General features: G+C 66.6%; 22 protein-coding genes. 6 read left to right on the top strand and 16 right to left on the bottom strand.

Annotated features, from left to right (window positions below):
- Window positions 1-2 precede the first annotated feature (2 nt).
- A complete protein-coding gene (locus ACJH6H_RS06925; protein WP_212807600.1) occupies window positions 3-1472 on the bottom strand; it encodes an NAD(P)/FAD-dependent oxidoreductase in 1470 nt (489 codons plus the stop codon).
- Between the two features lie 78 nt (window positions 1473-1550).
- Between ACJH6H_RS06925 and ACJH6H_RS06920 the strand changes: the two genes are divergently transcribed.
- Window positions 1551-2183, top strand: a complete 633-nt coding sequence (locus ACJH6H_RS06920) for a TetR/AcrR family transcriptional regulator (protein WP_212807602.1) — start codon at window positions 1551-1553, stop codon at window positions 2181-2183.
- Window positions 2184-2200: 17 nt separating this feature from the next.
- Here ACJH6H_RS06920 and ACJH6H_RS06915 read toward each other — a convergent pair whose 3' ends face one another.
- From ACJH6H_RS06915 to ACJH6H_RS06905, 3 genes are read right to left on the bottom strand one after another with little or no spacing between them, the layout of a single operon-like run.
- Window positions 2201-3385 (bottom strand): FAD-binding domain, encoded by a 1185-nt coding sequence (locus ACJH6H_RS06915; protein WP_212807611.1) that lies wholly within the window; start codon window positions 3383-3385, stop codon window positions 2201-2203.
- Window positions 3382-3873, bottom strand: a complete 492-nt coding sequence (locus tag ACJH6H_RS06910) for a nitroreductase family deazaflavin-dependent oxidoreductase (RefSeq protein ID WP_212807613.1) — start codon at window positions 3871-3873, stop codon at window positions 3382-3384. The genes ACJH6H_RS06915 and ACJH6H_RS06910 overlap by 4 nt, the downstream gene beginning before the upstream one ends.
- Before the next feature lie 42 nt (window positions 3874-3915).
- Window positions 3916-4542, bottom strand: coding sequence for a TetR/AcrR family transcriptional regulator (locus ACJH6H_RS06905; RefSeq protein WP_212807615.1), 627 nt, complete (start codon window positions 4540-4542; stop codon window positions 3916-3918).
- A gap of 57 nt (window positions 4543-4599) precedes the next feature.
- Between ACJH6H_RS06905 and dinB the strand changes: the two genes are divergently transcribed.
- Complete coding sequence (gene dinB / locus ACJH6H_RS06900; protein WP_406774504.1) at window positions 4600-5823, top strand: DNA polymerase IV; 1224 nt, start codon at window positions 4600-4602, stop codon at window positions 5821-5823.
- 28 nt (window positions 5824-5851) lie between these two features.
- Window positions 5852-6283 (top strand): pyridoxamine 5'-phosphate oxidase family protein, encoded by a 432-nt coding sequence (locus tag ACJH6H_RS06895; protein ID WP_212807618.1) that lies wholly within the window; start codon window positions 5852-5854, stop codon window positions 6281-6283.
- On the opposite strand, the gene ACJH6H_RS06890 is transcribed toward ACJH6H_RS06895, so the two are convergent.
- The 4 genes from ACJH6H_RS06890 to ACJH6H_RS06875 are packed head-to-tail and all read right to left on the bottom strand — an operon-like array spanning window position 6280 to window position 8455.
- On the bottom strand, window positions 6280-6672 hold the full coding sequence (locus ACJH6H_RS06890; RefSeq protein WP_212807620.1) for a hypothetical protein: 393 nt from the start codon (window positions 6670-6672) through the stop codon (window positions 6280-6282). The two genes, ACJH6H_RS06895 and ACJH6H_RS06890, sit on opposite strands and share 4 nt — an antisense overlap.
- On the bottom strand, window positions 6669-6989 hold the full coding sequence (locus ACJH6H_RS06885) for a DUF4333 domain-containing protein (RefSeq protein WP_212807622.1): 321 nt from the start codon (window positions 6987-6989) through the stop codon (window positions 6669-6671). The genes ACJH6H_RS06890 and ACJH6H_RS06885 overlap by 4 nt, the downstream gene beginning before the upstream one ends.
- Before the next feature lie 28 nt (window positions 6990-7017).
- A complete protein-coding gene (locus ACJH6H_RS06880) occupies window positions 7018-7440 on the bottom strand; it encodes a hypothetical protein (RefSeq protein ID WP_212807624.1) in 423 nt (140 codons plus the stop codon).
- A gap of 10 nt (window positions 7441-7450) precedes the next feature.
- On the bottom strand, window positions 7451-8455 hold the full coding sequence (locus ACJH6H_RS06875; protein ID WP_212807626.1) for a PHP domain-containing protein: 1005 nt from the start codon (window positions 8453-8455) through the stop codon (window positions 7451-7453).
- A gap of 72 nt (window positions 8456-8527) precedes the next feature.
- Between ACJH6H_RS06875 and ACJH6H_RS06870 the strand changes: the two genes are divergently transcribed.
- Window positions 8528-9379: an LLM class F420-dependent oxidoreductase gene (locus ACJH6H_RS06870; protein WP_212807628.1), complete on the top strand. Its 852-nt coding sequence runs from the start codon at window positions 8528-8530 to the stop codon at window positions 9377-9379.
- Between the two features lie 532 nt (window positions 9380-9911).
- Here the strand turns inward: ACJH6H_RS06870 and ACJH6H_RS06865 are convergent.
- The 4 genes from ACJH6H_RS06865 to gltB form a co-directional block, all read right to left on the bottom strand.
- Window positions 9912-10703 (bottom strand): polysaccharide deacetylase family protein, encoded by a 792-nt coding sequence (locus tag ACJH6H_RS06865; protein WP_029119172.1) that lies wholly within the window; start codon window positions 10701-10703, stop codon window positions 9912-9914.
- Between the two features lie 186 nt (window positions 10704-10889).
- A complete protein-coding gene (locus ACJH6H_RS06860) occupies window positions 10890-12221 on the bottom strand; it encodes a glycosyltransferase 87 family protein (RefSeq protein WP_406774503.1) in 1332 nt (443 codons plus the stop codon).
- A 148-nt stretch (window positions 12222-12369) separates the two neighbouring features.
- A complete protein-coding gene (locus ACJH6H_RS06855) occupies window positions 12370-13836 on the bottom strand; it encodes a glutamate synthase subunit beta (protein ID WP_212807632.1) in 1467 nt (488 codons plus the stop codon).
- Complete coding sequence (gene gltB, locus ACJH6H_RS06850; protein ID WP_406774525.1) at window positions 13829-18436, bottom strand: glutamate synthase large subunit; 4608 nt, start codon at window positions 18434-18436, stop codon at window positions 13829-13831. Before gltB ends, ACJH6H_RS06855 begins: the two co-directional genes overlap by 8 nt.
- A gap of 549 nt (window positions 18437-18985) precedes the next feature.
- On the opposite strand from gltB, the gene aqpZ reads away from it, so the two are divergent.
- Window positions 18986-19735 carry an aquaporin Z gene (aqpZ, locus tag ACJH6H_RS06845; protein ID WP_406774502.1) on the top strand — a complete coding sequence of 250 codons (750 nt, stop codon included), beginning with the start codon at window positions 18986-18988 and terminating at the stop codon, window positions 19733-19735.
- Here aqpZ and ACJH6H_RS06840 read toward each other — a convergent pair.
- The 3 genes from ACJH6H_RS06840 to ACJH6H_RS06830 form a co-directional block, all read right to left on the bottom strand.
- Complete coding sequence (locus ACJH6H_RS06840) at window positions 19732-20628, bottom strand: DNA-3-methyladenine glycosylase family protein (RefSeq protein WP_406774501.1); 897 nt, start codon at window positions 20626-20628, stop codon at window positions 19732-19734. The genes aqpZ and ACJH6H_RS06840 overlap by 4 nt on opposite strands.
- Window positions 20629-20637: 9 nt before the next feature.
- The gene (locus ACJH6H_RS06835) at window positions 20638-21003 is read right to left on the bottom strand and encodes a DUF427 domain-containing protein (protein WP_212807638.1); all 366 of its coding nucleotides are present in this window, start codon (window positions 21001-21003) and stop codon (window positions 20638-20640) included.
- 99 nt (window positions 21004-21102) lie between these two features.
- On the bottom strand, window positions 21103-21582 hold the full coding sequence (locus tag ACJH6H_RS06830; RefSeq protein ID WP_406774500.1) for a chitin-binding protein: 480 nt from the start codon (window positions 21580-21582) through the stop codon (window positions 21103-21105).
- Window positions 21583-21843: 261 nt separating this feature from the next.
- Here ACJH6H_RS06830 and ACJH6H_RS06825 point away from each other — a divergent pair, with 261 nt between their 5' ends.
- Window positions 21844-22314, top strand: a complete 471-nt coding sequence (locus ACJH6H_RS06825) for an SRPBCC family protein (RefSeq protein ID WP_212807640.1) — start codon at window positions 21844-21846, stop codon at window positions 22312-22314.
- A 13-nt stretch (window positions 22315-22327) separates the two neighbouring features.
- Here the strand turns inward: ACJH6H_RS06825 and ACJH6H_RS06820 are convergent, their stop codons facing one another.
- Window positions 22328-23149, bottom strand: coding sequence for a class I SAM-dependent methyltransferase (locus tag ACJH6H_RS06820; RefSeq protein WP_212807641.1), 822 nt, complete (start codon window positions 23147-23149; stop codon window positions 22328-22330).
- Between the last annotated feature and the right edge of the window lie 9 nt (window positions 23150-23158).

Below are 23158 nucleotides of genomic sequence, written 5' to 3'. Positions count from 1 at the left end.
GATCAAACCGTCACTGCGGCACGGTGTTTCGTGAACTGCAGCGCCTGCTCGTCGACCTTGCCGTACCGGATGGTCCGCATGTCGAAGAAGTAGTTCTGCTTGAGCTTCCACGGCGCTTCCGAACCCGACTTGGGCAGGCTGTCCATGGCCCGCTTGAAGTAGCCGGGCGTGAAGTCCATGAACGGCAGCTCGTCGACGCTGTCGCCCGGGTGCTGCGGCTCGACGCGGTCGAATCCGTTGGCGTCCATGTAGTTCAGCACGCGGCAGATGAACTCGGACACCAGGTCGGCCTTGAGCGTCCAGGACGCGTTGGTGTAGCCGAAGGTGATCGCCATGTTCGGCACGCCCGACAGCATGAGGCCCTTGTAGGTCATGCAGGACGGCAGGTCGATCGGCTCGCCGTTGCGGTTGGCGGTCGCGCCACCGAACAGCTGCATGTTCAAACCCGTTGCGGTGACGATGATGTCGGCCTGCAGCTCCTCGCCGGAGGTCAGCTTGATGCCATTCTCGGTGAAGGTCTCGATGGTGTCGGTGACGACGCCGGCCTTGCCCGAGCGGATGGCCTTGAACAGATCGCCGTTGGGCGCCAGGCAGACTCGCTCGTCCCACGGGTTGTAGCGCGGGCTGAAGTGCTTGTCGTAGTCGAAGCCCTCCGGCAGCCGGCGCTCGGCCATCTGGCGCAGCGCCTTCTTGAACACGGCCGGGAACTTGCGGGCGAGCTGGTACTGCCCGGTGCTGTAACCGATCTGCTTCCAGCGGTTCACGAAGTGCGCCAGGTGCTTCGGCAGATATTTGTTGGCCTGCTTGGCAATCGGGTCCTCGAGTGGCAGCGCACCGATGTAGGTGGGCGAGCGCTGCAGCATGGTCACGTGCCCGGCGCCGCCGTTCACCAGTGACGGGATCAGCGTGACGGCCGTGGCGCCGGAACCGATCACGACGATGTTCTTGCCGGTGTAATCGAGGTCCTCGGGCCAGTGCTGCGGGTGCACGATCTGGCCCTTGAAGTCGGCCGCGCCGGGGAACTCGGGCGAGTAGCCCTCGTCGTAGTTGTAGTAGCCGCTGCACACCGACAGGAACGACGCGGTGACCTGCTTTTCCTCGCCGCCGGCGGTGATGTTGATGGTCCAGCGGTTCTCGGCGTCCGACCAGTCGACCGAGGTGACGTGCTGGCCGGTGCGGATGTGCTGGCGGATGCCGTTCTCGTCGGCGGCCTCGTTGATGTAGTTCCAGATCGACTGGCCGTCGGCGATCGACTTGGCCGACTCCCACGGCTTGAACCGGAAGCCGAGGGTGAACATGTCGGAGTCCGAGCGGATGCCGGGGTACTTGAACAGATCCCAGGTGCCGCCGATGTTCTCCCGACGCTCCAGGATCACGTAGCTCTTGGTGGGGCAGCGGTCCTGGAGGTGCCAGGCGGTGCTGATGCCGGAGATGCCAGCACCGACGATGACAACATCGAAGTGTTCGATCATGGTACCGACGGTATCAACATGGTGTTGAGTCGGTCAACGGTGTGTTGAAAAACTCGACAAACTGTTAGGCTCAGCTGCGTGAGTACCGCTGCGCAGACCCGGGCGCCCCGGGGCCGTCGTGCGGCACGCCCCTCGGGCGACGAGCGCGAAGCGGCCATCCTCGCCACCGCAGCCGCCCTGCTCGAGCAACGCTCGTTCTCCGAGATTTCCGTCGATGACCTGGCCAAAGGCGCCGGCATCTCCCGCCCCACGTTCTACTTCTACTTCGCGTCGAAGGAAGCCGTGCTGCTGTCGTTGCTCGATCCGCTGATCAAGCGCGCCGACACCGGCTTCGACGGCGCGCTCGAGGACATGCCGGCGGACCCGAAGAAGGCCATCCGGCACGGCATCGAGATCTTCTTCAGTTCATTCGGCTCGCACCCGGCCACCGCCCGGGCCGGCGTCGAAGCGGTCAGAACAGTTCCCGAACTCCGCGAGTTCTGGGCCGGGCTCATGCAGAAGTGGATCAACCTCACCGCCGCACTGATCGCCGCCGAACGCTCGCGCGGCGCCGCGCCGGACACCCTGCCCGCCCGGGATCTGGCCACCTCGCTGAACCTGATGAACGAGCGCATGATCATGGCCACCCTGGCCGGCGAGCCGGGCGCCGTCGCGCACGACGACGTCGTGAACACCCTCACCCACATCTGGCTGAGCAGCATCTACGGCTGAAGTCCGCCACTCTTGCGCTACATCGCGTAATCCGGCAATTCGATGTCGTCGCGGAATTCCCGCCGGATCACCCAGGCCGCCAGTGCCGGGATATCCAGCAGCCGGCTGACGCGGTTACGGGTCCAGAGGCCGACCGAGGTCCGCGGTGCCAATACGCCCGCGAAAGCTCTGGCGGACTCTTGTTTGCCCTCGATCAGCGGTTGGACCAGCTGCTCATAGCGGCGAAACGCTTCACCGTGCTCACCGCCGGACCGGTCGAGTTCGCCTGCGAGCACGTACGCCTGGAGCATCGCCAGTCCGGTTCCCTCGCCCGCCAGCAACGACACGCACGAAGCTGCGTCCCCGACCAGTGCGACGCGACCCTGCGACCAGCGGTCGATCTTGATCTGACTGACCCGATCGAAGTACAGATCCTCGGCCCGATCCAGCGCGGCGAGGATTGCCGGGCACTCCCATCCGTCATCGCCGAAAACCCGCCGCAAAGCTCTCCGGACAGCGGTGCCGTCGGCCGTCTCCGCAGCGGTCAGCTGATCGTCGGAGACGATGAACAGGAACAGGGTCTTATCGTTCCGCTGCGCAAACCGGGCGACCACGCGCCCAGGCCTGCCGTGGGCGAGGTAGACGAGTTCATCGCGCGAGCGGTATCCGTCGGATTCGAATGCCGCGACCCAATAGCCCAGCTGCCTCTGGAATGTGGGGTCAGTGCCGAAAACCAGACTGCGCACCGTGGAATGAATGCCGTCGGCGCCGATCACTAGGTCGAACTCGCGGTGCCCGCCGTGTTCGAGCACGACCTCCACTCCCTCGTCAGATTGTTCGATCGCGGTGATCCGGTCGCCGAACACCGTCTCGACGTCGTCTCCGACTGCCTCGTAGATCAGCCTCGCCAGCTCGCCGCGCGGCAAGCTGATGTATCGCCCGTCGAAGACCCGCCGGAACGGGCTGACGGCGAACCCGCCTGTCTTGCGGCCGCGGCCATCGACCAGCCGGACCTGCTCGATCCCGTAGCCTGCCCGCTGTATTGCATCCGCCAAGCCCATCCGCTCGGCGATCGCGTAGCCGACGCCCCAGAAGTCGATGAGGTAGCCGCCGGTGCGTAGCTGCGGCGCCGTCTCGATCAGCACCGGGTCATGGCCGCTGCGGGACAACCAATAGGCCAGTGTCGGCCCGGCTATGCCCGCGCCACTGATGGCGATCTTCATGAGGTCGTGTCGAGCCGCAACTCGACCATCGGGAGCGCCGTGTGGGTTGGGCTCACTTCGGTACCCAAGGTCTGGTCGAGGACGCCTTTGAGTCGGGCCCAGGCGCGCGGATGACGGTCGATGTACGCACCCAGTGCCCGGTCGGCGGCCGACGGTGGCAGCACCCGCGCCGTCGCTGCCGTCGGCGGGCGGCTACCGGCGTAGACCCGCACCCGCGGATTGGCCGAAATGTTGCGGAACCAGTGGGCTTTCGTACCGAATCCGGAAGCCACCACGTAGGTAGCGGCCGACGGATGGTCGATGACTTCGAGGACGACGTAGCGGCGTGCCCCCGATGTGCGTCCGGTGTGTTCCAGCATCAGCATCCGCGATCCGAACAGCGCGCCCGCACGGGTCCGATAGATCCAGATCGGCGCGCGTACCAAGCGTCGGCACCGCAGCAGCCTGGCACCGCCGGCCGCCAAGCCACCAGTACGGGGCGTGGACATTGTTGTCTCCCTACCTTTCTCGCGCACTGTCGATGAGGCCGCTCACGTGGTGCCAGGCGATCCGGTCAGGCCATCGCGGTAGATGGCGAAGGCTTCGGTGGCCCAGCGCTCCATGCCGGCGGCGGTCAGCGGGTCGACCCCGAGCACTTCCGCGACGCGCCGACGCAGCATGAGCACCGCCAGGTCGTTGAGCAACAAGAAGGCCGCGCGCACCGCCGGATCGTCGCCGGCATCCGCCGTTCCGGCCGCCACCATCGCGCCGAGCGCGTCCTGGCTGATGGCGTACAACCGGGCGAACAGAACGGATCCCATTGCGCCGCCGGCGATCAGCGATCGGCCCAGGTAATCCGGAATCGGCGACTGTGGCGGCAGGTGGACGGCGAAGGCCTCGAGCAGCGTCGGCGTCGCGGAGGGCTGCGTGCCGTCTTGGACCGGTGCTGTCACCTCGGTCAGCAGCGCCTCCAGGGTCTGCACGACGTAGTTGTCGACCGCGTCCACCAGTCCGTCTTTCGAGCCGTAGTGCCGGACCAGCAGCGCGGGCGAGACACCAGCCGCGGCGGCGATGTCGCGCATCGTCACCGCGTCGGCACCGCGCTCGGCGAACAGGCGCAGGGCCTCGTCGCGAATCCGTGCCCGCGCGGTCCGGTCGTCGACCATGGGTGAATGCATGTTCACCAATGTAAACAATTGTTCAGCCGAGCGCCAGGCATTCATCGATGCGAACATATGTGCGAAGATTGGCCGGTGTCGGACGTTGAAGCAGCCGCGATCCTGCATGCCGACCTCGACTCGTTCTACGCATCGGTCGAGCAGCGTGATGATCCCGCGCTGCGCGGCCGGCCGGTGATCGTCGGCGCCGGTGTGGTGCTGGCGGCCAGCTACGAGGCCAAAGCGTTCGGCGTGCGCACCGCGATGGGCGGGCATCAGGCCCGCGGCCTGTGCCCGCAGGCCATCGTCGTGCCGCCGCGGATGTCCGCCTATTCAGAGGCGAGCCGCGAGGTCTTCAAGGTTTTCCATGACACCACGCCGCTGGTCGAGCCGCTGTCGGTCGACGAGGCCTTCCTCGACGTCAGCGGCCTCGGCCGGGTGTCCGGCACCCCGGTGCAGATCGGGGCAGCGTTGCGGGAAGCGGTGCGTGAGCGTGTGGGGCTGCCGATCACCGTCGGCATCGCGCGCACCAAGTTTCTGGCGAAGGTCGCGAGCCGCGAAGCCAAGCCCGACGGACTACTACTGGTGCCGCCGGACCGCGAGCAGGCCTTCCTGCATCCGCTTCCGGTGCAACACCTCTGGGGCGTCGGCGCCAAGACTGCGGAGAAGCTGCGCGAACACGGCGACGAGACGGTGGCCGACGTCGCGGCCCTCACCGAGTCGGCGCTGGGCGCCATGGTGGGCGCGGCCATGGGGCGTCAGCTTTTCGCGTTGTCGCACAACATCGACCGCAGGCGTGTCACCACCGGCGTGCGACGACGGTCCGTCGGCGCCCAGCGCGCGGTGGGACGGCGTGGAAACACCATGTCCGACAACGACATCGACGCGATGATCATCAACCTGATCGACCGCATCACCCGCCGCATGCGCAGCAGCGGCCGAACCGGCCGGACGGTCGTCCTGCGGCTGCGGTTCGACGACTACAGTCGCGTGACGCGCTCGCACACCATGCACCGCGCGACCGCGTCGACCGAGGAAATCCTCACGGCCGCACGTGGATTGGTGGCGGCCGCCGGACCGATGATCGCCGAACGCGGCCTGACGCTGATGGGGTTCTCGGTGTCGAACGTCGACACCGCCGGCACCGAGCAGCTCGAGCTGCCCTTCGACGGCGAACCCGACACCGCCGCGGTGGACTGCGCCGTCGACCTGGTGCGCCAGAAGTTCGGCAACGCGTGCCTGACGCGCGGCGTGCTGGTCGGCAAGGACCCCGGCTGGGAAATGCCGATGCTGCCGGAATAGCGCGGAACGAAGCGGCGTTGGCGGAGTCATGCCGAGAAAACTGACCGAAGCCGAGCGTGAACAGTTCCTCGCCGACAAGCACGTAGGGGTGCTGTCCGTTGCCGCCGAAGATGGCCGTCCGCCGTCGAGTGTCCCCATCTGGTACGACGTCACCTCCGACGGGCTGATCCGGATCAACACCGGCGCCGGCAGCCGCAAGGCGAAGCTGATCCAGCAGGCGGGCGTAGTCTCGCTCGTGGTCCAGCGGGAAGAGCCTCCCTACCAGTACGTGATCGTCGAAGGCTCGGTCGTCGACACCGCCACGCCCGCGCCGGAAGACGCACGGGAAGCCATCGCGATCCGCTATCTGGGGGAAGAGGCCGGGCGCGAGTTCGTCCGTTCGATGGCAGGTGTTGCCACCGTCTTGTTCACTGTCCGCCCCGACCGCTGGCTCACGGCCGACTTCTCTGAAGAGGTCTAACCCACGCGATACGTCCATCCCGCATCGGCGACGCACTGCTGGATCGGGACCTTGATGTCGTCGGTCGTGATCAGGTGGTGCGTGCAGTTCGAATTGCCCGACCAGAACAGCTTCAGGTCGCCGGTGTCGTGGCACTCGATCCATTGGCCTTCGGCGTCCTGGCGCCATTCGACGAGGTGATCCACCGCGTGCAGGAGCCGGCTCTCGGCATCCAGGCGCAGATGGATTTGGAAGGTCAGCGCCACGGCCAGGTCTTCGAGCACCTGTCGCCAGTCCGGATCGTCCGACTTCCACTCGGCCACGAGGTCGACGCCCTCGGGAGCGCCGTCGCGGATGAGCCACGGGCGCGCCGGACTGTTCAGCTGCAGTAGCCGGTCGTGCAGGGTCACTTACCGGGGATGATTTCGATGCTGAGTGCGATGTCGGAACCCCGGATATCCGCGACTCGCGCCGTCGCGTGGCGACTCGTCTTGCCCGTGACGACGGTGCAGGTCTGGGTGGCCCCGATGGTGGCCTCGATGCCACCGTCGCAGGACACGGAATCGATGTTCGACGCGGTCTGCGTGCTCAGCTTGTTCTTGACCGCCGTCTCCAATTTGTCCTTGGACATGGTGGTGGCCCCGCTACCGACGTGAAACGAACACGAGGCCAGCAGAACTGCCGCAGCCAGCGTGGCGACCCGACGCGCTTTCGATCGAAGTGCCATGTTCACCGAGTATGCCCGCACACCGGCTTCAGAACTGCGCAACCACAAATCCCGACAACAGCACCAGGAATCCGCCGACCTCACCGAGGATCAGCGCCACCATCCCGGCGTGCAGACCACCGCTGGGGTGCTCGAACTGGTTGGTGGTGTCCTGCCGGAGCCCATGCTGGATGTACGCGGCGATGGCGACGACGAAGAAGAACACCAAAACCATTGCGGCCGTGAGGTTCACCCACGCCGGCCAGGAACTGAGCTGGACGAACACCGCCACCAGCAGTGTGGAGAACGAGTACAGCAGCGCGGCCCGGTGTGCGATGTCGACGTAGGGGTGGGCCAGATGGTCGGGGTTGACGGCCATCTGCCGGTACTTCCAGATGCCGAGGATCAGGGCCAGCAAGAAGATCAGGCCGGCGGCGAAAAGCGTGATGACGGTTGCGGTACCGAGAACCATGCGCCAGACGCTACGCGGCGGCCCAGGACAGCAGTCGCTCGACCGGCCAGGTGTTGACGATCCGGTCCTGCGGAACACCGGCATCCAGCGCCCGCTGCGCCCCGTAGCCGAGAAAGTCCAGCTGGCCGGGCGCATGCGCGTCGGTGTCGATCGAGAACAGACACCCGGTGTCCAACGCCATGTTCAGCAGCCGGGTCGGCGGGTCGCGCCGCTCAGGGCGCGAATTGATCTCCACCGCAACATCATTGGCGGCGCACGCCGCGAACACCGCTTCCGCGTCGAACTTCGATTCCGGCCGGGTGCCGCGCGAGCCCTCGACGAGGCGACCGGTGCAGTGACCCAGCACGTTCGCCTGCCCACCGGACACCGCGCGGACCATGCGCCGGGTCATCGCGGCGGCGTCCATGGCCAGCTTGGAGTGCACGCTGGCGACCACCACGTCCAGCCGCTCCAGCAGTTCGGGTTCCTGATCCAGCGAGCCATCTTCGAGGATGTCGACCTCGATGCCGGTGAGAATCCGCATCGGCGCGAACCGGTCCCGGATTTCGTCGATGACGTCCAGCTGCTGACGGAGCCGGTCCGGACTGAGCCCGTTCGCCACGGTCAGCCGCGGCGAGTGGTCGGTGAGCGCACAGTACTCGTGGCCCAAACGCTGTGCGGTGGCCATCATTTCACTGATGGGCGCCGAACCGTCGGACCAGTTGCTGTGCAGATGCAGGTCGCCCTTCAGCGCAGTGCGCAGCGCTCCCCCGCCCAAATCTGCTGCCGCCGTACGAAGTTGGACGAGCGCGTCGGGCTCACGACCGGCCCAGGCCTGCGCGATCACGGCTGCGGTCTTGGGTCCGACGCCGGCCAGCGTCTGCCAGCCGTTGGTGCGGCCCAGCTTCTCGCGTTGTTCGGGTGTCAGCGCCTCCACCACATCCGCGGCCTTGCGATAGGCCATGACGCGACGGGATTCCTCACGAGCGCGGTCCTTATAGAAGGCGATCTCCCGCAGCGCGGCCACTGGGTCCATGGCATCCAGTCTGCCAATGCGCGGAGGAAACTCACAGGAATTAGGAGCCCGTCGTGACTAGTTTCAATAAGCGTGCGATTCGCCTTCAAAACCTCACCGCAAGACACCACCTGGTCGGACATGCTCGCCGTTTGGCAGGCTGCCGACGACATCGACGTGTTCGAGTCCGGCTGGACCTTCGACCACTTCTATCCGATCTTCTCCGATTCGACCGGCCCCTGCCTGGAGGGCTGGGTCACGCTGACCGCGCTGGCGCAGGCCACCAAACGGCTGCGGGTCGGCGTCCTGGTCACCGGCATCCACTATCGACACCCGGCAGTGCTGGCCAACATGGCGTCCGCGCTGGACATCGTCTCGAACGGCCGGCTGGAGCTCGGTATCGGCGCCGGTTGGAACGAAGAGGAGTCCGGCGCCTATGGCATCGAGCTCGGCTCGGTCAAAGAGCGGTTCGACCGCTTCGAAGAGGCCTGCGAGGTGCTCAAAGGCCTGCTCAGCCAGGACACCACTACCTTCGACGGCAAGTTCTATCAGTTGAAGGACGCCCGCAACGAGCCGAAGGGGCCGCAGCAGCCGCATCCGCCGTTCTGCATCGGCGGTAGCGGCGAAAAGCGGACCCTGAAGATCACCGCCAAGTACGCCGATCACTGGAACTTCGTCGGCGGGACGCCGGAAGAGTTCGCCCGCAAGCGCGACGTGCTCGCCGCGCATTGCGCCGACATCGGCCGCGACCCCAAGGAGATCACCCTGTCGGCGCACGTCCGGCTCGGCCAGGACTGCGACTACCGCAAGGTGGTCGACGAGGCTGCGGGCCTGGGCGCCGAAGGCCTGGACCTGGCGATCATCTACATCCCCCAACCGCATGACCCGGCCGTGCTGGAGCCGCTGGCCGAAGCCATCCGGGACTCAGGCCTGCTCACTGCCTGAGATACGGCAACCGCCCGGAGCCGAGAATTCGGTTCCGGGCGGGCGTGCGTTCTTAATTATCGCGGAGGTCACAAATCGATAACGATCAGCAAAGCAGCTGACGTTACTGCCGAATACCGTCGGCCAGAGCGGTCGAGCGAGCGCTAGACGCCGAAGCGGACCATGTCCGCAGCGGTGACCAGACGCTCGTTCTTGGCCGGAAACTCACGGCTCTTGACCGGGTGGCGGAGCAGGGACCAGGCAATACGTCCCATGCGTGAACGCGATAGCGGGTTGTTGTACACGGTGATCACTCCTGCGGTCGGCGATTGGTTGCACCGTGGGGCCAGACTATCGCACGGCCCCCGCGATTTCATTACAACGCCGGTCATCGGCAAACCTTTGGAGGCGCGCCGAAAGTAACAGCGGCGTGTCGCGTGTGACTGGTGTGATTCATGTTGCGGAAGAAGCCCTTAATGGCCTCTTAATTTAAGAGAGTGACCAGCCGGGCAAGTGACCCACCAGACAATATGAGCTATGTCACTCGGGTGAATCAGACCGGAAGCTCGCGCGGCTTCCGGAACACGTCATCCAGTGTGACGGTGCGCAGATTGCGCTCCTTCAGCAGATCGACCAGTTGGCCGTAGACGTGCGTCACCGGCAGGTGGTTGAGATGGCCGATGACCACCGTCTGCTCCGTGAAGTACTTGCCCGCCATCTTGAGGATGTAGTCCTCGGTGACGATGTTCTCGTCGCCCAGCGATCCCGTCCACATGGTCGGCGTCGAGTAGCCGAGCTCCGCGGCGATCTTGTCGACGATCGCGTTGTGGCTGCCGTACGGCGGCCGGTAGTACGGCCGGGAGTCGACCCCGAAGGTCGACTGCAGGAACTTGTGGTTGCGCTCCAACTGGTCGACGATCTCGTCCTTGGACAGTTTCGCCAGGTCCGGATGCGACCAGGTGTGGTTGCCCAGCTGAATCTGGCCCGACTCCACGAGCGGCAGCATCAGGTCCCGGTTCTCGGTCCACGACTGGTAGCGGCCGTTGACGAAATAGGTGAGCCGCATGCCGGTGTCCCGTGCGAGCTTGGTGTACGCGCGCACCACCTCGGAACTCACGCCGTCGTCGAGCGTGATCGCCACGCGGTTGCCGGCCACGTCCGGCAGGCTGCTGAGCTCGCCGCCGCCCGGCAACGCCAATCCCATGCCCCGCTGTACCGGTTCCTTCGGAGCCTTCGGCGGCGCCGCGGCCACGGTCGCGGCCGGTCCGTCGACGGCGCACCGCGCCAGGCCGACGCCGGCCACCACCGAGGCCGACAAGCCCACGAGAAAGCGTCGCCGGCTCAGCTCGGAGCCGGCGAACAGGGATGCGGGTGCGCTGGTGTAGTTCGCCATAAGTATTCAGTTCTGGTCGATCGGGACCCGAACCGATCAATTGTGCAACTCCAGTCACACCAGCCTCACGCGACACACCCGACGGTATCGAGTCGTTATCAACGGCATCATCAGGTACCGAGGCGCGCCCCGACCGCGCTAGACGCGAGCAGGCACCTCGTCGTCAAGGAATTCCGGCGGGTAGTCCCCGAGATCGTCGGCACTCATGGCCGTCGCGCCCACCACACGCGGCTCCGACGTACTCAACCGCAACCAACCGACCGCACCGATCAGGAAGCACAGGTACACCAGCGGATACCAGCCGCTCATCACTTGGCCGATCCAGAACGGCCGCAGGTCGAGGAAATTCCAGTACACGCCGCTGAAGTACATCGTGGTGTGGTTCCGGCCGGGTTTGTGCAGCGTCCACATGAACACCGCCGCGAACAAGCCGGCGGCACGGTACGCCCAGCCCCGAGCCCAACCACCCTGCGTCGTACAGGCTTTCCCGACGAGCCAGAAGATCACCGGCGCGAACCAGACCCAGTGCGCAGCCCAGCTGAACGGCGAGACGGCACAACCGGTCAGGCCCACCACCACGAGAGCCAGGGCCTGCTCGCCGCGGCGGTGGGCCCACCACGCCACCGCCAGTCCGGCAACCAGGACCAAGAGGCTCAGGGTGATCCACAACCATTCAGGCCGTGGAAGTGGTGCGAAGAAGCGCGCGAGAAAGCCGTTGATCGACTGGTTCGCCAGGTGATCGATAGGCGCGATGTGCGTGGTATCTCCGAGGTGACTCCAGAACCAACCGCTGTCCGCCGGAAGGAATGGCCAGGTACCTACCATCGTTGCCACGAAAGTCCCTGTGGCAACGGCAAAAGTACGCCATTGTCGAGTCAGCAGCAGGTACGGCAGGAACACCAGCGGCGTCAGCTTGATGCCCGCCGCCAGCCCCAACCCGATACCTCGAGAACGGGAAGCTTTGGGCCGCAACAGATCCAGCAGCACCATCGCCATGAGCAGCACATTGATCTGTCCCCACCAGAGCGTGGCCTGCACCGGCTCGACATCTATGACCGTCACGCCGAGTGCCGCGCTGACCGTCGCCAGTCGCCAGTCAGCGCGAACGCCGGCCAATCGCATTGTGCGCCAAGCCAACAGCGCCAAAAGCCCTACCGACAGGACCAACAGCGACCACTTCGCGACTTCGAAGCCGGCCAACGCGAAAGGGGCAAGCAGCACTGTCGCGAACGGCGGGTAGACGAACCACGCCTCTTTCAACGCCGGCGTCTCGTACAACGGCTTGCCGTGCCAGAGCCCATCGACCGCAGCTCGGTACGTCGACAGGTCGAAGTCGTTCTCCATCAATCCGAAGAACTTCACATCGAACGGCACCAGCTGGTTGTGCACCACCAACGCCAGTATCGCGACCGCGACCGCACCCAACACCACTGGATGCGGCAGTCGCGTCGGCCCTCCCCCACTGCTCACCGGCCGATTTTATCGAGCAGTGCGTGCGGCGCCCGTCGCCAATCTGCACCACCCATGCAGCGTGAGAGTCACCGGTTCTGCGTTCCTGACGTGAAAAAACCGTGGCCCGGCGGTGCATCGCACCACCGGGCCACGGTTGATTGTCAGATCAGCGCTGCGGCGCAGCCGTCGGCTTGATGGGCTTCGGCAGCGCCGACTCACCCATCAGGTAGCGGTCCACGCCGGCGGCCGCGGCGCGGCCCTCGGCGATGGCCCACACGATCAGCGACTGACCGCGGCCCATGTCACCGGCGACGAAGACGCCGGGCACCGTGGTCTGGAAGTCGTTGTCCCGGGCCACGTTTCCGCGGTCGGTGAGCTCGACGCCCAGCTCGGTCAGCAGGCCTTCACGCTCGGGGCCGACGAAGCCCATGGCCAGGAAGACGATGTCCGCCGCGAGTTCGAAGTCCGAACCCTCGACCTTCTCGAACTTGCCGGCCTTCATGACGACCTCGTGCACCTTCAGCGCCGAGACCTTGCCGTCGGTGCCCACGAACTCCTCGGTGTTGACCGAGAAGACGCGCTCGCCGCCCTCTTCGTGTGCCGAGGACACCCGGAACATGAGCGGGTAGGTCGGCCACGGGGTCGACTCGGCGCGCTCCTCCGGCGGACGCGGCATGATCTCGAACTGGTGGACGCTCTCGGCGCCCTGCCGGTGGGCGGTGCCCAGGCAGTCGGCGCCGGTGTCACCGCCACCGATGATGACGACCTTCTTGCCCTTGGCCGTGATCGGCGGCTCGCCGTCGGGTCCGAGGACGTCGTCGCCCAGCTGCACGCGGTTACCCCAGGGCAGGTACTCCATGGCCTGGTAGATGCCCTCGAGCTCGCGGCCCGGGATCGGCAGGTCACGCCATGCGGTCGCGCCGCCGGCCAGGACCACCGCGTCGTAGTCTTCCTGCAGCTGCTCGACGGTGATGTCGACGCCGACGTTGACGTTGGTCCGGAACTGCGTGCCCTCGGCCGCCATCTGCTCCAGACGACGGTCGATGTGCCGCTTCTCCATCTTGAATTCCGGGATGCCGTAACGCAGCAGACCACCGATGCGGTCGGCCCGCTCGAGCACGGTCACGTCGTGGCCGGCGCGAGTCAGCTGCTGGGCAGCGGCCAGACCGGCCGGTCCGGAACCGACGACGGCGACCTTCTTGCCGGTCTTCACGTCCGGGATCATCGGCTTGACCCAGCCCTGGTCGAAGGCGTTGTCGATCAGCTCGACCTCGACCTGCTTGATCGTCACCGGGTCCTGGTTGATGCCGAGGACGCACGACGCCTCACACGGCGCCGGGCACAGCCGCCCGGTGAATTCCGGGAAGTTGTTGGTGGCGTGCAGGCGCTCGATGCCGTCGCGCCAGCGGTCCCGGTACACCAGGTCGTTCCACTCGGGGATGAGGTTCCCGAGCGGACAACCGTTGTGGCAGAACGGGATACCGCAGTCCATGCAGCGCGAGGCCTGGACCTGCAGGGTCTCCTTGGAGAACTCCTCGTAGACCTCTTTCCAGTCCTTGAGGCGCAGGTCGACCGGCCGGCGGACCGGGGTCTGACGGTGGGTGTGCTTGAGGAAGCCGTTCGGATCAGCCACGAGCGGCCGCCATGATCGCTTCGCTGACGTCCTCGCCGGCGGCCTCGGCCCCGGCGATCGCCTCCAGTACCCGCTTGTAGTCGCGAGGCATCACCTTGATGAACTGCTCCTTCTGATTCTGCCAATCGGCCAGAATCCGCTGTCCCACAGCCGATTCGGTGCCATCGACATGGGCGGTGATGATCTCGTGCAGCCACAGTTCGTCGGTGGCGTCCAGCGCATCGAGATCGACCATCTCGCCATTGATGTTGCCCGGCAGGGCGCCCTTCGGGTCGTAGACGAAGGCCATACCGCCGGACATACCGGCGGCGAAGTTACGGCCGGTCTCGCCGAGGATGACGACCTTGCCACCGGTCATGTACTCGCAACCGTGGTCGCCCACGCCCTCGACGACCGCGACGGCGCCCGAGTTACGCACCGCGAACCGCTCGCCCACCACACCGCGCAGGAACGCCTGCCCGCTGGTGGCACCGAACAGGATCACGTTGCCGCCGATGATGTTCTCCTCGGCCACGTAGCCGGCGGGCGCGTTCTTCGACGGGCGCACCACGATGCGTCCACCCGAAAGACCCTTGCCGACATAGTCGTTGGCGTCGCCGTTCACCCGGAGGGTGATGCCCTTGGGCAGGAACGCGCCGAAGCTGTTACCCGCCGAGCCGTCGAACGTGATGTCGATGGTGCCGTCCGGCAGACCCTGGCCGCCGTGAACCTTCGTGACCTCGTGGCCCAGCATGGTGCCGACGGTGCGGTTCACGTTGGTGATCTTCATGGCGAGGCTGACCGGCACCTCGGACTCGATGGCGTCCCGGCACTCGGCGATCAGCTGCTGGTCGAGCGCCTTGTCCAGACCGTGGTCCTGGCTCGACGTGCAGTACAGATCCTGCTTCATGAAGGCCGACTCCGGTTCGTACAGCACCGGGGTCAGGTCCAGCTTCTGCGCGCGGTAGTGCGCGATGGCCTTGCTGGTGTCCAGCGCGCCGACCTGGCCGACCATCTCGTTGATGGTGCGGAAGCCCAGCTGCGCCATGAGTTCGCGGACCTCTTCTGCGATGAACAGGAAGAAGTTCTCGACGAATTCCGGCTTGCCGGTGAACCGCTCGCGCAGCACCGGGTTCTGGGTGGCCACACCCACGGGGCAGGTGTCGAGGTGGCAGACGCGCATCATGATGCAGCCCGAGACCACCAGCGGTGCGGTGGCGAAACCGAATTCCTCGGCGCCCAGCAGCGCGGCGATGACGACGTCGCGGCCCGTCTTGAGCTGACCGTCGACCTGCACGACGATGCGGTCGCGCAGACCGTTGAGCAGCAGGGTCTGCTGCGTCTCGGCCAGGCCCAGCTCCCACGGTGCACCCGCGTGCTTCTGCGAGGTCAGCGGCGTCGCACCGGTGCCACCGTCGTGCCCGGAGATGAGCACCACGTCGGCGTGCGCCTTCGAGACACCCGCGGCGACGGTACCGACGCCGTTCTCCGACACCAGCTTCACGTGGATACGGGCCTCGGGGTTGGCGTTCTTCAGGTCGTGGATCAGCTGCGCCAGATCCTCGATCGAGTAGATGTCGTGGTGCGGCGGCGGCGAGATCAGGCCGACACCCGGGGTCGAGTGGCGCACCTCGGCCACCCACGGGTACACCTTGTGCCCCGGAAGCTGACCGCCCTCACCGGGCTTGGCGCCCTGGGCCATCTTGATCTGGATGTCGGTGCAGTTCGTCAGGTAGTGCGACGTCACACCGAAGCGGGCCGACGCGACCTGCTTGATGGCGCTGCGCCGCCAGTCGCCGTTGGCGTCCCGCTCGAAGCGCTCGACGTTCTCGCCGCCCTCACCCGAGTTCGACCGTCCGCCAAGGCGGTTCATGGCGATGGCCAGCGTCTCGTGGGCCTCGGCCGAGATCGAGCCGTAGCTCATCGCGCCGGTGGAGAACCGCTTGACGATCTCGCTGGCGGGTTCGACCTCGTCGATCGAGATCGGTTCGCGCACACCTTCTTTGAACGTGAACAGGCCACGCAGGGAGGCCATGCGCTCGCTCTGGTCGTCGACCAGCTTGGTGTACTCCTTGAACACCGAGTACTGCCCGGTGCGGGTGGAGTGCTGCAGCTTGAACACCGTGTCCGGGTTGAACAGGTGGTATTCGCCCTCGCGGCGCCACTGGTACTCGCCGCCGACCTCGAGCTCACGGTGTGCCCACTCGTCGGGCCGGTCGAGGTAGGCGAGGCTGTGCCGCGCCGCGACGTCGGCCGCGATGTCGTCGAGGTCGATGCCGCCGGTCGGACAGGAGATGCCGGTGAAGTACTCGTCGAGCACGCGCTGGCTGATGCCGACGGCCTGGAACAGCTGGGCGCCGGTGTAGGAGGCCAGCGTCGAGATGCCCATCTTGGACATCACCTTCAGCACACCCTTGCCGGCGGCCTTGACGTAGTTGGCCTTGGCCTGGTCGCTGGTCAGACCGGTGATGACACCGCGGTCGACCATGTCCTCGACGGTCTCGAAGGCCATGTACGGGTTGATGGCGGCCGCGCCGACACCCACCAGCATGGCCATGTGGTGCACCTCGCGGGCGTCACCGGACTCGACCACGAGGCCGACCTGGGTGCGGGTGCGTTCCCGGACCAGGTGGTGGTGGACGGCCGCCGTCGACAGCAGCGACGGGATCGGCGCAAGCCATTCGTTGGACTCACGGTCCGACAGCACGATGATGCGGGCACCGTTGCGGATGGCCTGCGACACCTTGGTGCGGACGTCCTCCAGGGCGCGGCGCAGACCCTCTCCACCGTCGGCGACGGGGTACAGGCAGCTGATGACCGCGGCGCGCATGCCGTGCTTGCGGCCCCGGATCTCGTGGTCGGGGTCGACGCAGATCAGCTTGGACAGGTCGCCGTTGCGCAGGATCGGCTGCGGCACGACGATCTGCCGGCACGAGTTCTCGTCCGGGTTCAGCAGGTCACCCTCGGGGCCGATGACGCCCGAGAGGCTGGTGACGACCTCTTCGCGGATGGCGTCCAGCGGCGGGTTGGTGACCTGTGCGAACAGCTGCTGGAAGTAGTCGTAGAGCATCCGCGGCCGCTGCGAGAGCACAGCGATCGGGGTGTCGGTACCCATGGAGCCCAGCGCCTCGGCGCCGGTGCGGGCCATCGGCACGATCAGCTGATTGACCTCTTCGTTCGTGTAGCCGAACGCCTGCTGGCGCAGCACCACGCGGTGGTGCGGCATCTTGACGTAGTCGCCCGGGGGCAGATCGTCGATGTGGAACAGGCCGTTGTCGAGCCACTCCTGGTAGGGGTGCTCGGCCGCGAGCTTGTCCTTGATCTCCTCGTCGTCGACGATCCGGCCTTCGGCCATGTCCACGAGGAACATCCGGCCGGGCTGCAGGCGCATCTTCTTGACGACGGTCGAGGGGTCCAGATCCAGGACGCCGGCCTCAGAGGCCATGACGACGAGCCCGTCATCGGTGACCCAGATGCGCGAGGGGCGCAGGCCGTTGCGGTCCAGGACCGCGCCGACGATGGTGCCGTCGGTGAAGCACACCGACGCGGGTCCGTCCCACGGCTCCATGAGCGATGCGTGGTACTGGTAGAACGCCCGGCGGGCGGGGTCCATGGTCTCGCTGCGTTCCCATGCCTCGGGGATCATCATCAGCACGGCGTGGTGCAGCGGACGTCCACCCAGGTGCAGGAGTTCGAGCGCCTCGTCGAACCGTGCGGTGTCCGAGGCGCCCGGCGTACAGACCGGGAAAATCTTGTTCAGGTCGTTGTGGTACCCGAACACGTCGGTGTGGATGAGCGCCTCACGGGCCCGCATCCAGTTCTCGTTGCCGTTGACGGTGTTGATCTCACCGTTGTGCGCGACCCGGCGGAACGGGTGCGCCAGCGGCCACGACGGGAACGTGTTGGTCGAGAAGCGCGAGTGCACGATGCCCAGCGCGCTCTTCATCCGCTCGTCCTGCAGGTCCAGGTAGAACGCCTTGAGCTGCGGGGTGGTGAGCATGCCCTTGTAGACGATGGTCTTGCCCGACAGGCTCGGGAAGTACACCGTCTCGCGACCGGGGCCGTCCTGGCCCGGGCCCTTGGTTCCCAGCTCGTGCTCGGCGCGCTTGCGGATGACGTAGGCGCGGCGCTCGAGCTGCATGCCGTCGGCGCCGGCGATGAAGATCTGCCGCAGGGTCGGCATGGCGTCACGCGCCAGCGCACCGAGCGACGACTCGTCGAACGGCACATCGCGCCAGCCCAGGACCTGCAGGCCCTCGGCTTCGACGATCTTCTCGACGGCCTCGCACGCCAGCTTGGCGTCGCGGGCCGACTGCGGCAGGAAAGCGATGCCCGTGGCGTAGCTGCCTTCGGCAGGAAGCTCGAAGCCTTCCTCGGCGCACACGGCGCGGAGGAACTCGTCGGGAACCTGCAGCAGGATGCCTGCGCCGTCGCCGGTGTTCGGCTCGGCACCTGCGGCACCGCGATGCTCCAGGTTCAGCAGTGCCGTGATCGCCTTGTCGACGATGTCGCGGCTCCGACGTCCGTGAATGTCCGCGACCATGGCGACGCCACAGGCGTCGTGCTCATGCGCGGGGTTGTACAGCCCGACCTTGCTGGGTCCGCCGTGCTGCGGCGCCATTCCCACCTAACCCTTCACCATCTTCTTTACGAAGCATCGCTTGACCGCCGCTTTCAACGGCGTCAGCGGACTGAGCGACGGTATGCCAGCGTGCAGCACTGAACGACGGGCCGTCCCGCTCGCCTCGATTGAGACAAAACGATATGACAAACCCGGCCTGACATGCCAACTTAGGCAGACCTAATGAGGTTGCTGTGACTGTGTTGCACAGCACTCTAAAGCTACCGGTCGGTAGGGCCAATTTTATTGGAGCCCTTGCGTTTTCGCCAATCAATTCCGGTCACACCCCGACGGGGCCCACCTGCACCACTGGTCACGACACCGCAATATGGTTTGCTAGAAGTCACATTTACGCAGGCTGTTACCAAAAGTTTATTTGCTGCAAAGATTGCTCAGATTCTTAGATTCCGGGCCGGTCAGCGGGCACCCGCCGGTCACCTTTGAGCTGCTATTCAGCAACAGCCGGGCTCCCGGCCGCCCACCGGTGGGATCCTCGAAATGCTGTTTGCTGACCCGGCTTTTTCGACAGGAATTGGAGGGTTCGACCAAATGAGTGCTCCCACGATGACACACAAGCTGGCGGCGGAGGCCGTCGGCACCTTCTGGCTCGTGCTCGGCGGTTGCGGCGCCGCGGTCTTCGCCGCCAATCCCACCGAACACACCTCTATCGGCATCGGATTCCTCGGTGTCGCAATAGCTTTCGGCCTCACGGTACTGACGGGCGTCTACGCCTTCGGCACCGTCTCGGGCGGCCATTTCAATCCCGCGGTCACGCTCGGCGCGGCCCTGGCCCGGCGGATCGACTGGAAGGCACTGCCTAGGTACTGGATCGCCCAGGTCATCGGCGGCCTCATCGCCGGCGCGGTCATCTACTGGATCGGCAGCGGCCAGAAGGGCTGGTCGGCGACCGGCAACATGGCCGCGAACGGTTTCGGGGACCACTCCCCGGAACATTTCGGCCTGGCGTCGGTGCTCATCACCGAAATCGTCCTGACCGCGATGTTCCTGTTCGTGATCCTGGGCTCCACCGACGCCCGGGCGCCGAAGGGCTTCGCCGGACTGTCCATCGGCCTGTCCCTGACCCTGGTCCACCTGATCTCGATCCCGATCTCCAACACCTCGGTGAACCCGGCCCGCTCGACCGGCGTCGCGTTCTTCAACGGCAACGGGGCGCCGACGCAGCTGTGGGTGTTCTGGCTGGCGCCGTTGGTCGGCGCCGCCATCGCGGGCATCGCCTATCCGCTGTTGTTCGGCACGGCCGAGACGGATCACGAAGCCGACGTCGTGGCCGCCGCCTAGATTTCCTTCAGGCTGGGAATCGCCTGGCGCGCACCGAATCTCGGATTGCGCGCCAGGCCGCTGGCCTCGAGCAGCCGTACCGCCCGATGCCGGTGCGGCCGGAGCGGTTCCAGCAGTTCGACCATCGCGGCGTCGTCGATCGGGTGGCCCAGCAGGGTCCAGCCCACCATCTTGGCCAGGTGATAGTCGCCGACCGAGAGCGCGTCGGCGTCGCCGAACGCCTTCTGCACCGTCTCGGCGGCCGTCCAGAGCCCGACTCCCGGCAACGACATCAGGGCCGTGATCGCGGTCTCGGCGGTCAGCCGCTCCAGCGCGTCGGCCCGCTGTGCGCAGCCGACCAGGGTGCGGGCCCGGCCCGGATCCACGTTCGCGCGGTGGAATTCCCAGGACGGGATGCGGCGCCACGCCTCGGCAGTCGGCGGCAGCCGCATGCCGGCCGGCGCCGGGCCGGGCGCAGGTGCGCCATACCGCACGGTGAGCTTGCGGAACGAATTCCACGCATCCCGGCCTTGCACCCGTTGCTCGAGGATCGCCGGGACCAGTGCCTCCAGCACCCGTCCGGTCCGGCACACGCGCAGGTGCGGCACGCGGCGCCAGGCCTCGGCAATGGTCGGTTCGGTGGGTGCGAATCCCGTGGCGTCGTCTTCGGCGCCGACCAGCGCGGGTAGGCGGTCCAGGAACTCGGCGGCGCCGTCGCCCCACACCTCGCAGTCGACGGTCCTGAGATCGGGTGAGCTGAGGCGCGCGGTGACCCCGCCGGTGCGCATCAGGCTGGTCCGCCAGATGACGCCGTCGACGGTCCGGAAGGTCGGATCGGTCCCTCCGCGGCGCAGCGGCGACAACGTCAGGCCGAGGCCGGCCGGGCCGTCCAGGGCCAGGCTGGCGGTGGGCACGGCTCCAGGTTAGGCGGGGTGCACCACGATGTCGGCCTTGTCGGGGTAGAACGCCACCCGGCCGGCGATCTCAGCCACCGCGGGGTACGGCTGTTCGTACGTCCAGATGACGTCTTCGACGCCGCCGACGTGGTAGTAGCCGGCGTCACCCTTGTACGGGCAGTAGCTGGTGGTCGTACTTCGGGACAGCTCCGTCTGGTCGACGTCGGCGAGCGGAACATATTGCACCGCTGGGTAATTCGACTCTTGCAGAGTGAGTGCGTCAGTGGTGTCCGCAACCACGCGGCCGTTGACCGTCACGGTGACACGTCCGGCGGTCGGCGTGATGGTGATGGGGTGAGCCGCACTGGGCTCGAGCACGGGACGCTCGGTCATGTTCAGTGCAACACCTTTCCCGGCGGCGCCGATTCCCGACATGACGCTGGGCCTGTCACCAGTGACAGGCCCAGCCATCAGACGGCAACTACTGACGGATTACAGCGCAATCCAGATGCCGAAGAACCAGAAACCCCACGCCATGAAGCCTGGATCCCACACCGGGTAGACGGTGTAGCCCCAGTAGTCGAACGGGGGCGGCGGCGGTGCCCACGGCGGGGGCGCCACCCAGATGATGTTCGGCCTGGGCGGTGGTCCCCAGCCCCACGGCCCAGGACCATGGCCCCACGGCGGCGGGCCGCCACGCCAGTGCCAGTCGCCCGGTCCCGGGTCGCCCGGCCTGGGGTGCCAGTTCCCCTGGTCGCCGGGATGCCAGTCCCCACGGCCATTGTCGTTGTCGCCCGGGTGCCAGTCGTCGTGATTGCCCGGGTTACCTGGCGGTGGCCCACCCGGCCCGCCGCCGGGATCACCGGGGTTTCCAGGTGGACCGCCGGGGTTTCCAGGTGGACCGCCGGGGTTTCCGGGCGGACCGCCGCCACCCGGTCCGTGTCCGTTACCCGGACCGTTGCATACCTGCATCGGCGGGCAGGGTGCAGGCTTCGCCTGCGCGATATTGACTCCTAATCCCATAATCGCCGCGCTCACACCGGTGGTGAGCGCGGTAGCTGCCACAAACGTCTTTTTGCTCATATCAACCCAACTCCTTCGTTGGAAGGTGCCGTCACGCGGTATATCGCCGGGATACCCCGAAACGGTTACCGCAAAGATCGAGCATTCTTGTTGCGCCACCGACAATTACCGCTTGCCCAACCCCAGGACGGTCTGTCTACGATCAGCGCCATGACCGCACAGGGACCCGCCTCCGTCACCGCCGCCATCGAGATCGCCGCCAGCCCGTCGGCTGTCTACGCGCTGCTGACCGATCTGCCCACCTTGGCCTCGCTCGCCGAGGAGGCACACACCATGGAGTGGCAGAAGGGGTCCTCGGCGGTACCCGGTTCGGTGTTCAAGGGACACAACCGCAACGGCTCGAAGACCTGGACGACCAGCTGCACCGTCACCGAAGCCGAGCCGGGCAAGACGTTCGGCTTCGCCGTGAAGTCCTCGATCGTGCCCATCGCGCACTGGCGCTACGACATCACCGAGACGCCGAACGGCTGCCGGGTCACCGAGTCCACGTGGGACAACCGGCCGGGTCTGTTGAAGCTGTTCGCCGCCTCGCTCACCGGGGTCGCCGACCGGGACGCGGCCAACGCCGAGAACATCCGGCTGACGCTCGAGCGGCTGAAGGCCCGCGCCGAGGCCGCCTGACCGGGCCGGGCGGTCAGCCCCACGAATACCGGTGGTACTGCGACATGTGGCGCATGCCGGGCACGGCGCGCATGACGGCGGCCATCACGCGCAGTCCCGTCGGCAGCAGGTTGTAGCCGTCGGGGCCGAGGGCGGACTCCCATGACAGCAGCCGCAGTCCCGGCACTGCCGACAGGACGTCGTCGGGGCCGTCCATGGCCCACTTCAACGTCGCGCCCGAACGGCGCACCACGGAGTTCGTCCACTGCAGCTTCACACCGAGCCGGCTGAAGGCATCGAATTGCAGTTCCCCACTTGGGAAATGCGCCACGATGCGACGGAACAGTGCCTGGCCGTCGGCCTCGCTGAGGTACATCGTGAGGCCCTCGGCCAGCATCAGTACCGGGCGGTCGGCCGGGATGCCGGCGAGCCACGCCGGGTCCGTCACCGATGCCGGGACGATGTGGCAGTGCTCGCGGGCCGGGTAAAGCTGACGGCGCAGCTCGGCGACCTCCGGGTAGTCGATGTCGTACCAGTCGACGCCGGGTCCCGGGTCCAGCCGGTAGTGTCGGCTGTCCAGTCCGCAACCCAGGTGCAGCACAACGGCTTCCGGGTAAACGGCCAGGAACTGCCGGGCCGTCTTGTCGAAGTAGGCCGACCGCAGCGTGACCCCCGGCGACCTGGCGGCCGTGATCGTGGTCTGCGACCAGTCGTAGTCGATGCGGGCGACGACATCGCGGGCGTAGGTGTCGTGCAGCACCGACTTCGGCAGGTCGGCGTCCAGTGCCTTGGCGTACAGCGTGGCCAGCATGGTCTGCGGTGCCCCGGTCAGGTCCACCTGCAATCTGTCCGTCATGGCTTCGAC

The organism is Mycobacterium sp. SMC-21 (genome assembly GCF_045310825.1).
GTDB lineage: Bacteria > Actinomycetota > Actinomycetes > Mycobacteriales > Mycobacteriaceae > Mycobacterium.
Note: the sequence above shows the minus strand (reverse complement) of the source record. Positions and strands in the feature narration are given on the sequence as shown.

Excerpts from the sequence above, each read along its gene's own strand:
- ACJH6H_RS06835 (WP_212807638.1), bottom strand. The coding sequence starts at position 21,003 with ATGACCGAGCGTCCCGTGCTCGAGCCCAGTGCGGCTCACCCCATCACC.
- ACJH6H_RS06895 (WP_212807618.1), top strand. The coding sequence starts at position 5,852 with ATGCCGAGAAAACTGACCGAAGCCGAGCGTGAACAGTTCCTCGCCGAC.
- ACJH6H_RS06885 (WP_212807622.1), bottom strand. The coding sequence starts at position 6,989 with ATGGCACTTCGATCGAAAGCGCGTCGGGTCGCCACGCTGGCTGCGGCA.
- ACJH6H_RS06820 (WP_212807641.1), bottom strand. The coding sequence starts at position 23,149 with ATGACGGACAGATTGCAGGTGGACCTGACCGGGGCACCGCAGACCATG.
- dinB (WP_406774504.1), top strand. The coding sequence starts at position 4,600 with ATGTGCGAAGATTGGCCGGTGTCGGACGTTGAAGCAGCCGCGATCCTG.
- ACJH6H_RS06880 (WP_212807624.1), bottom strand. The coding sequence starts at position 7,440 with ATGGTTCTCGGTACCGCAACCGTCATCACGCTTTTCGCCGCCGGCCTG.
- aqpZ (WP_406774502.1), top strand. The coding sequence starts at position 18,986 with ATGAGTGCTCCCACGATGACACACAAGCTGGCGGCGGAGGCCGTCGGC.
- ACJH6H_RS06910 (WP_212807613.1), bottom strand. The coding sequence starts at position 3,873 with ATGTCCACGCCCCGTACTGGTGGCTTGGCGGCCGGCGGTGCCAGGCTG.
- ACJH6H_RS06875 (WP_212807626.1), bottom strand. The coding sequence starts at position 8,455 with ATGGACCCAGTGGCCGCGCTGCGGGAGATCGCCTTCTATAAGGACCGC.
- ACJH6H_RS06905 (WP_212807615.1), bottom strand. The coding sequence starts at position 4,542 with ATGCATTCACCCATGGTCGACGACCGGACCGCGCGGGCACGGATTCGC.
- ACJH6H_RS06925 (WP_212807600.1), bottom strand. The coding sequence starts at position 1,472 with ATGATCGAACACTTCGATGTTGTCATCGTCGGTGCTGGCATCTCCGGC.
- ACJH6H_RS06830 (WP_406774500.1), bottom strand. The coding sequence starts at position 21,582 with ATGCAGGTATGCAACGGTCCGGGTAACGGACACGGACCGGGTGGCGGC.
- ACJH6H_RS06825 (WP_212807640.1), top strand. The coding sequence starts at position 21,844 with ATGACCGCACAGGGACCCGCCTCCGTCACCGCCGCCATCGAGATCGCC.
- gltB (WP_406774525.1), bottom strand. The coding sequence starts at position 18,436 with ATGGCGCCGCAGCACGGCGGACCCAGCAAGGTCGGGCTGTACAACCCC.
- ACJH6H_RS06915 (WP_212807611.1), bottom strand. The coding sequence starts at position 3,385 with ATGAAGATCGCCATCAGTGGCGCGGGCATAGCCGGGCCGACACTGGCC.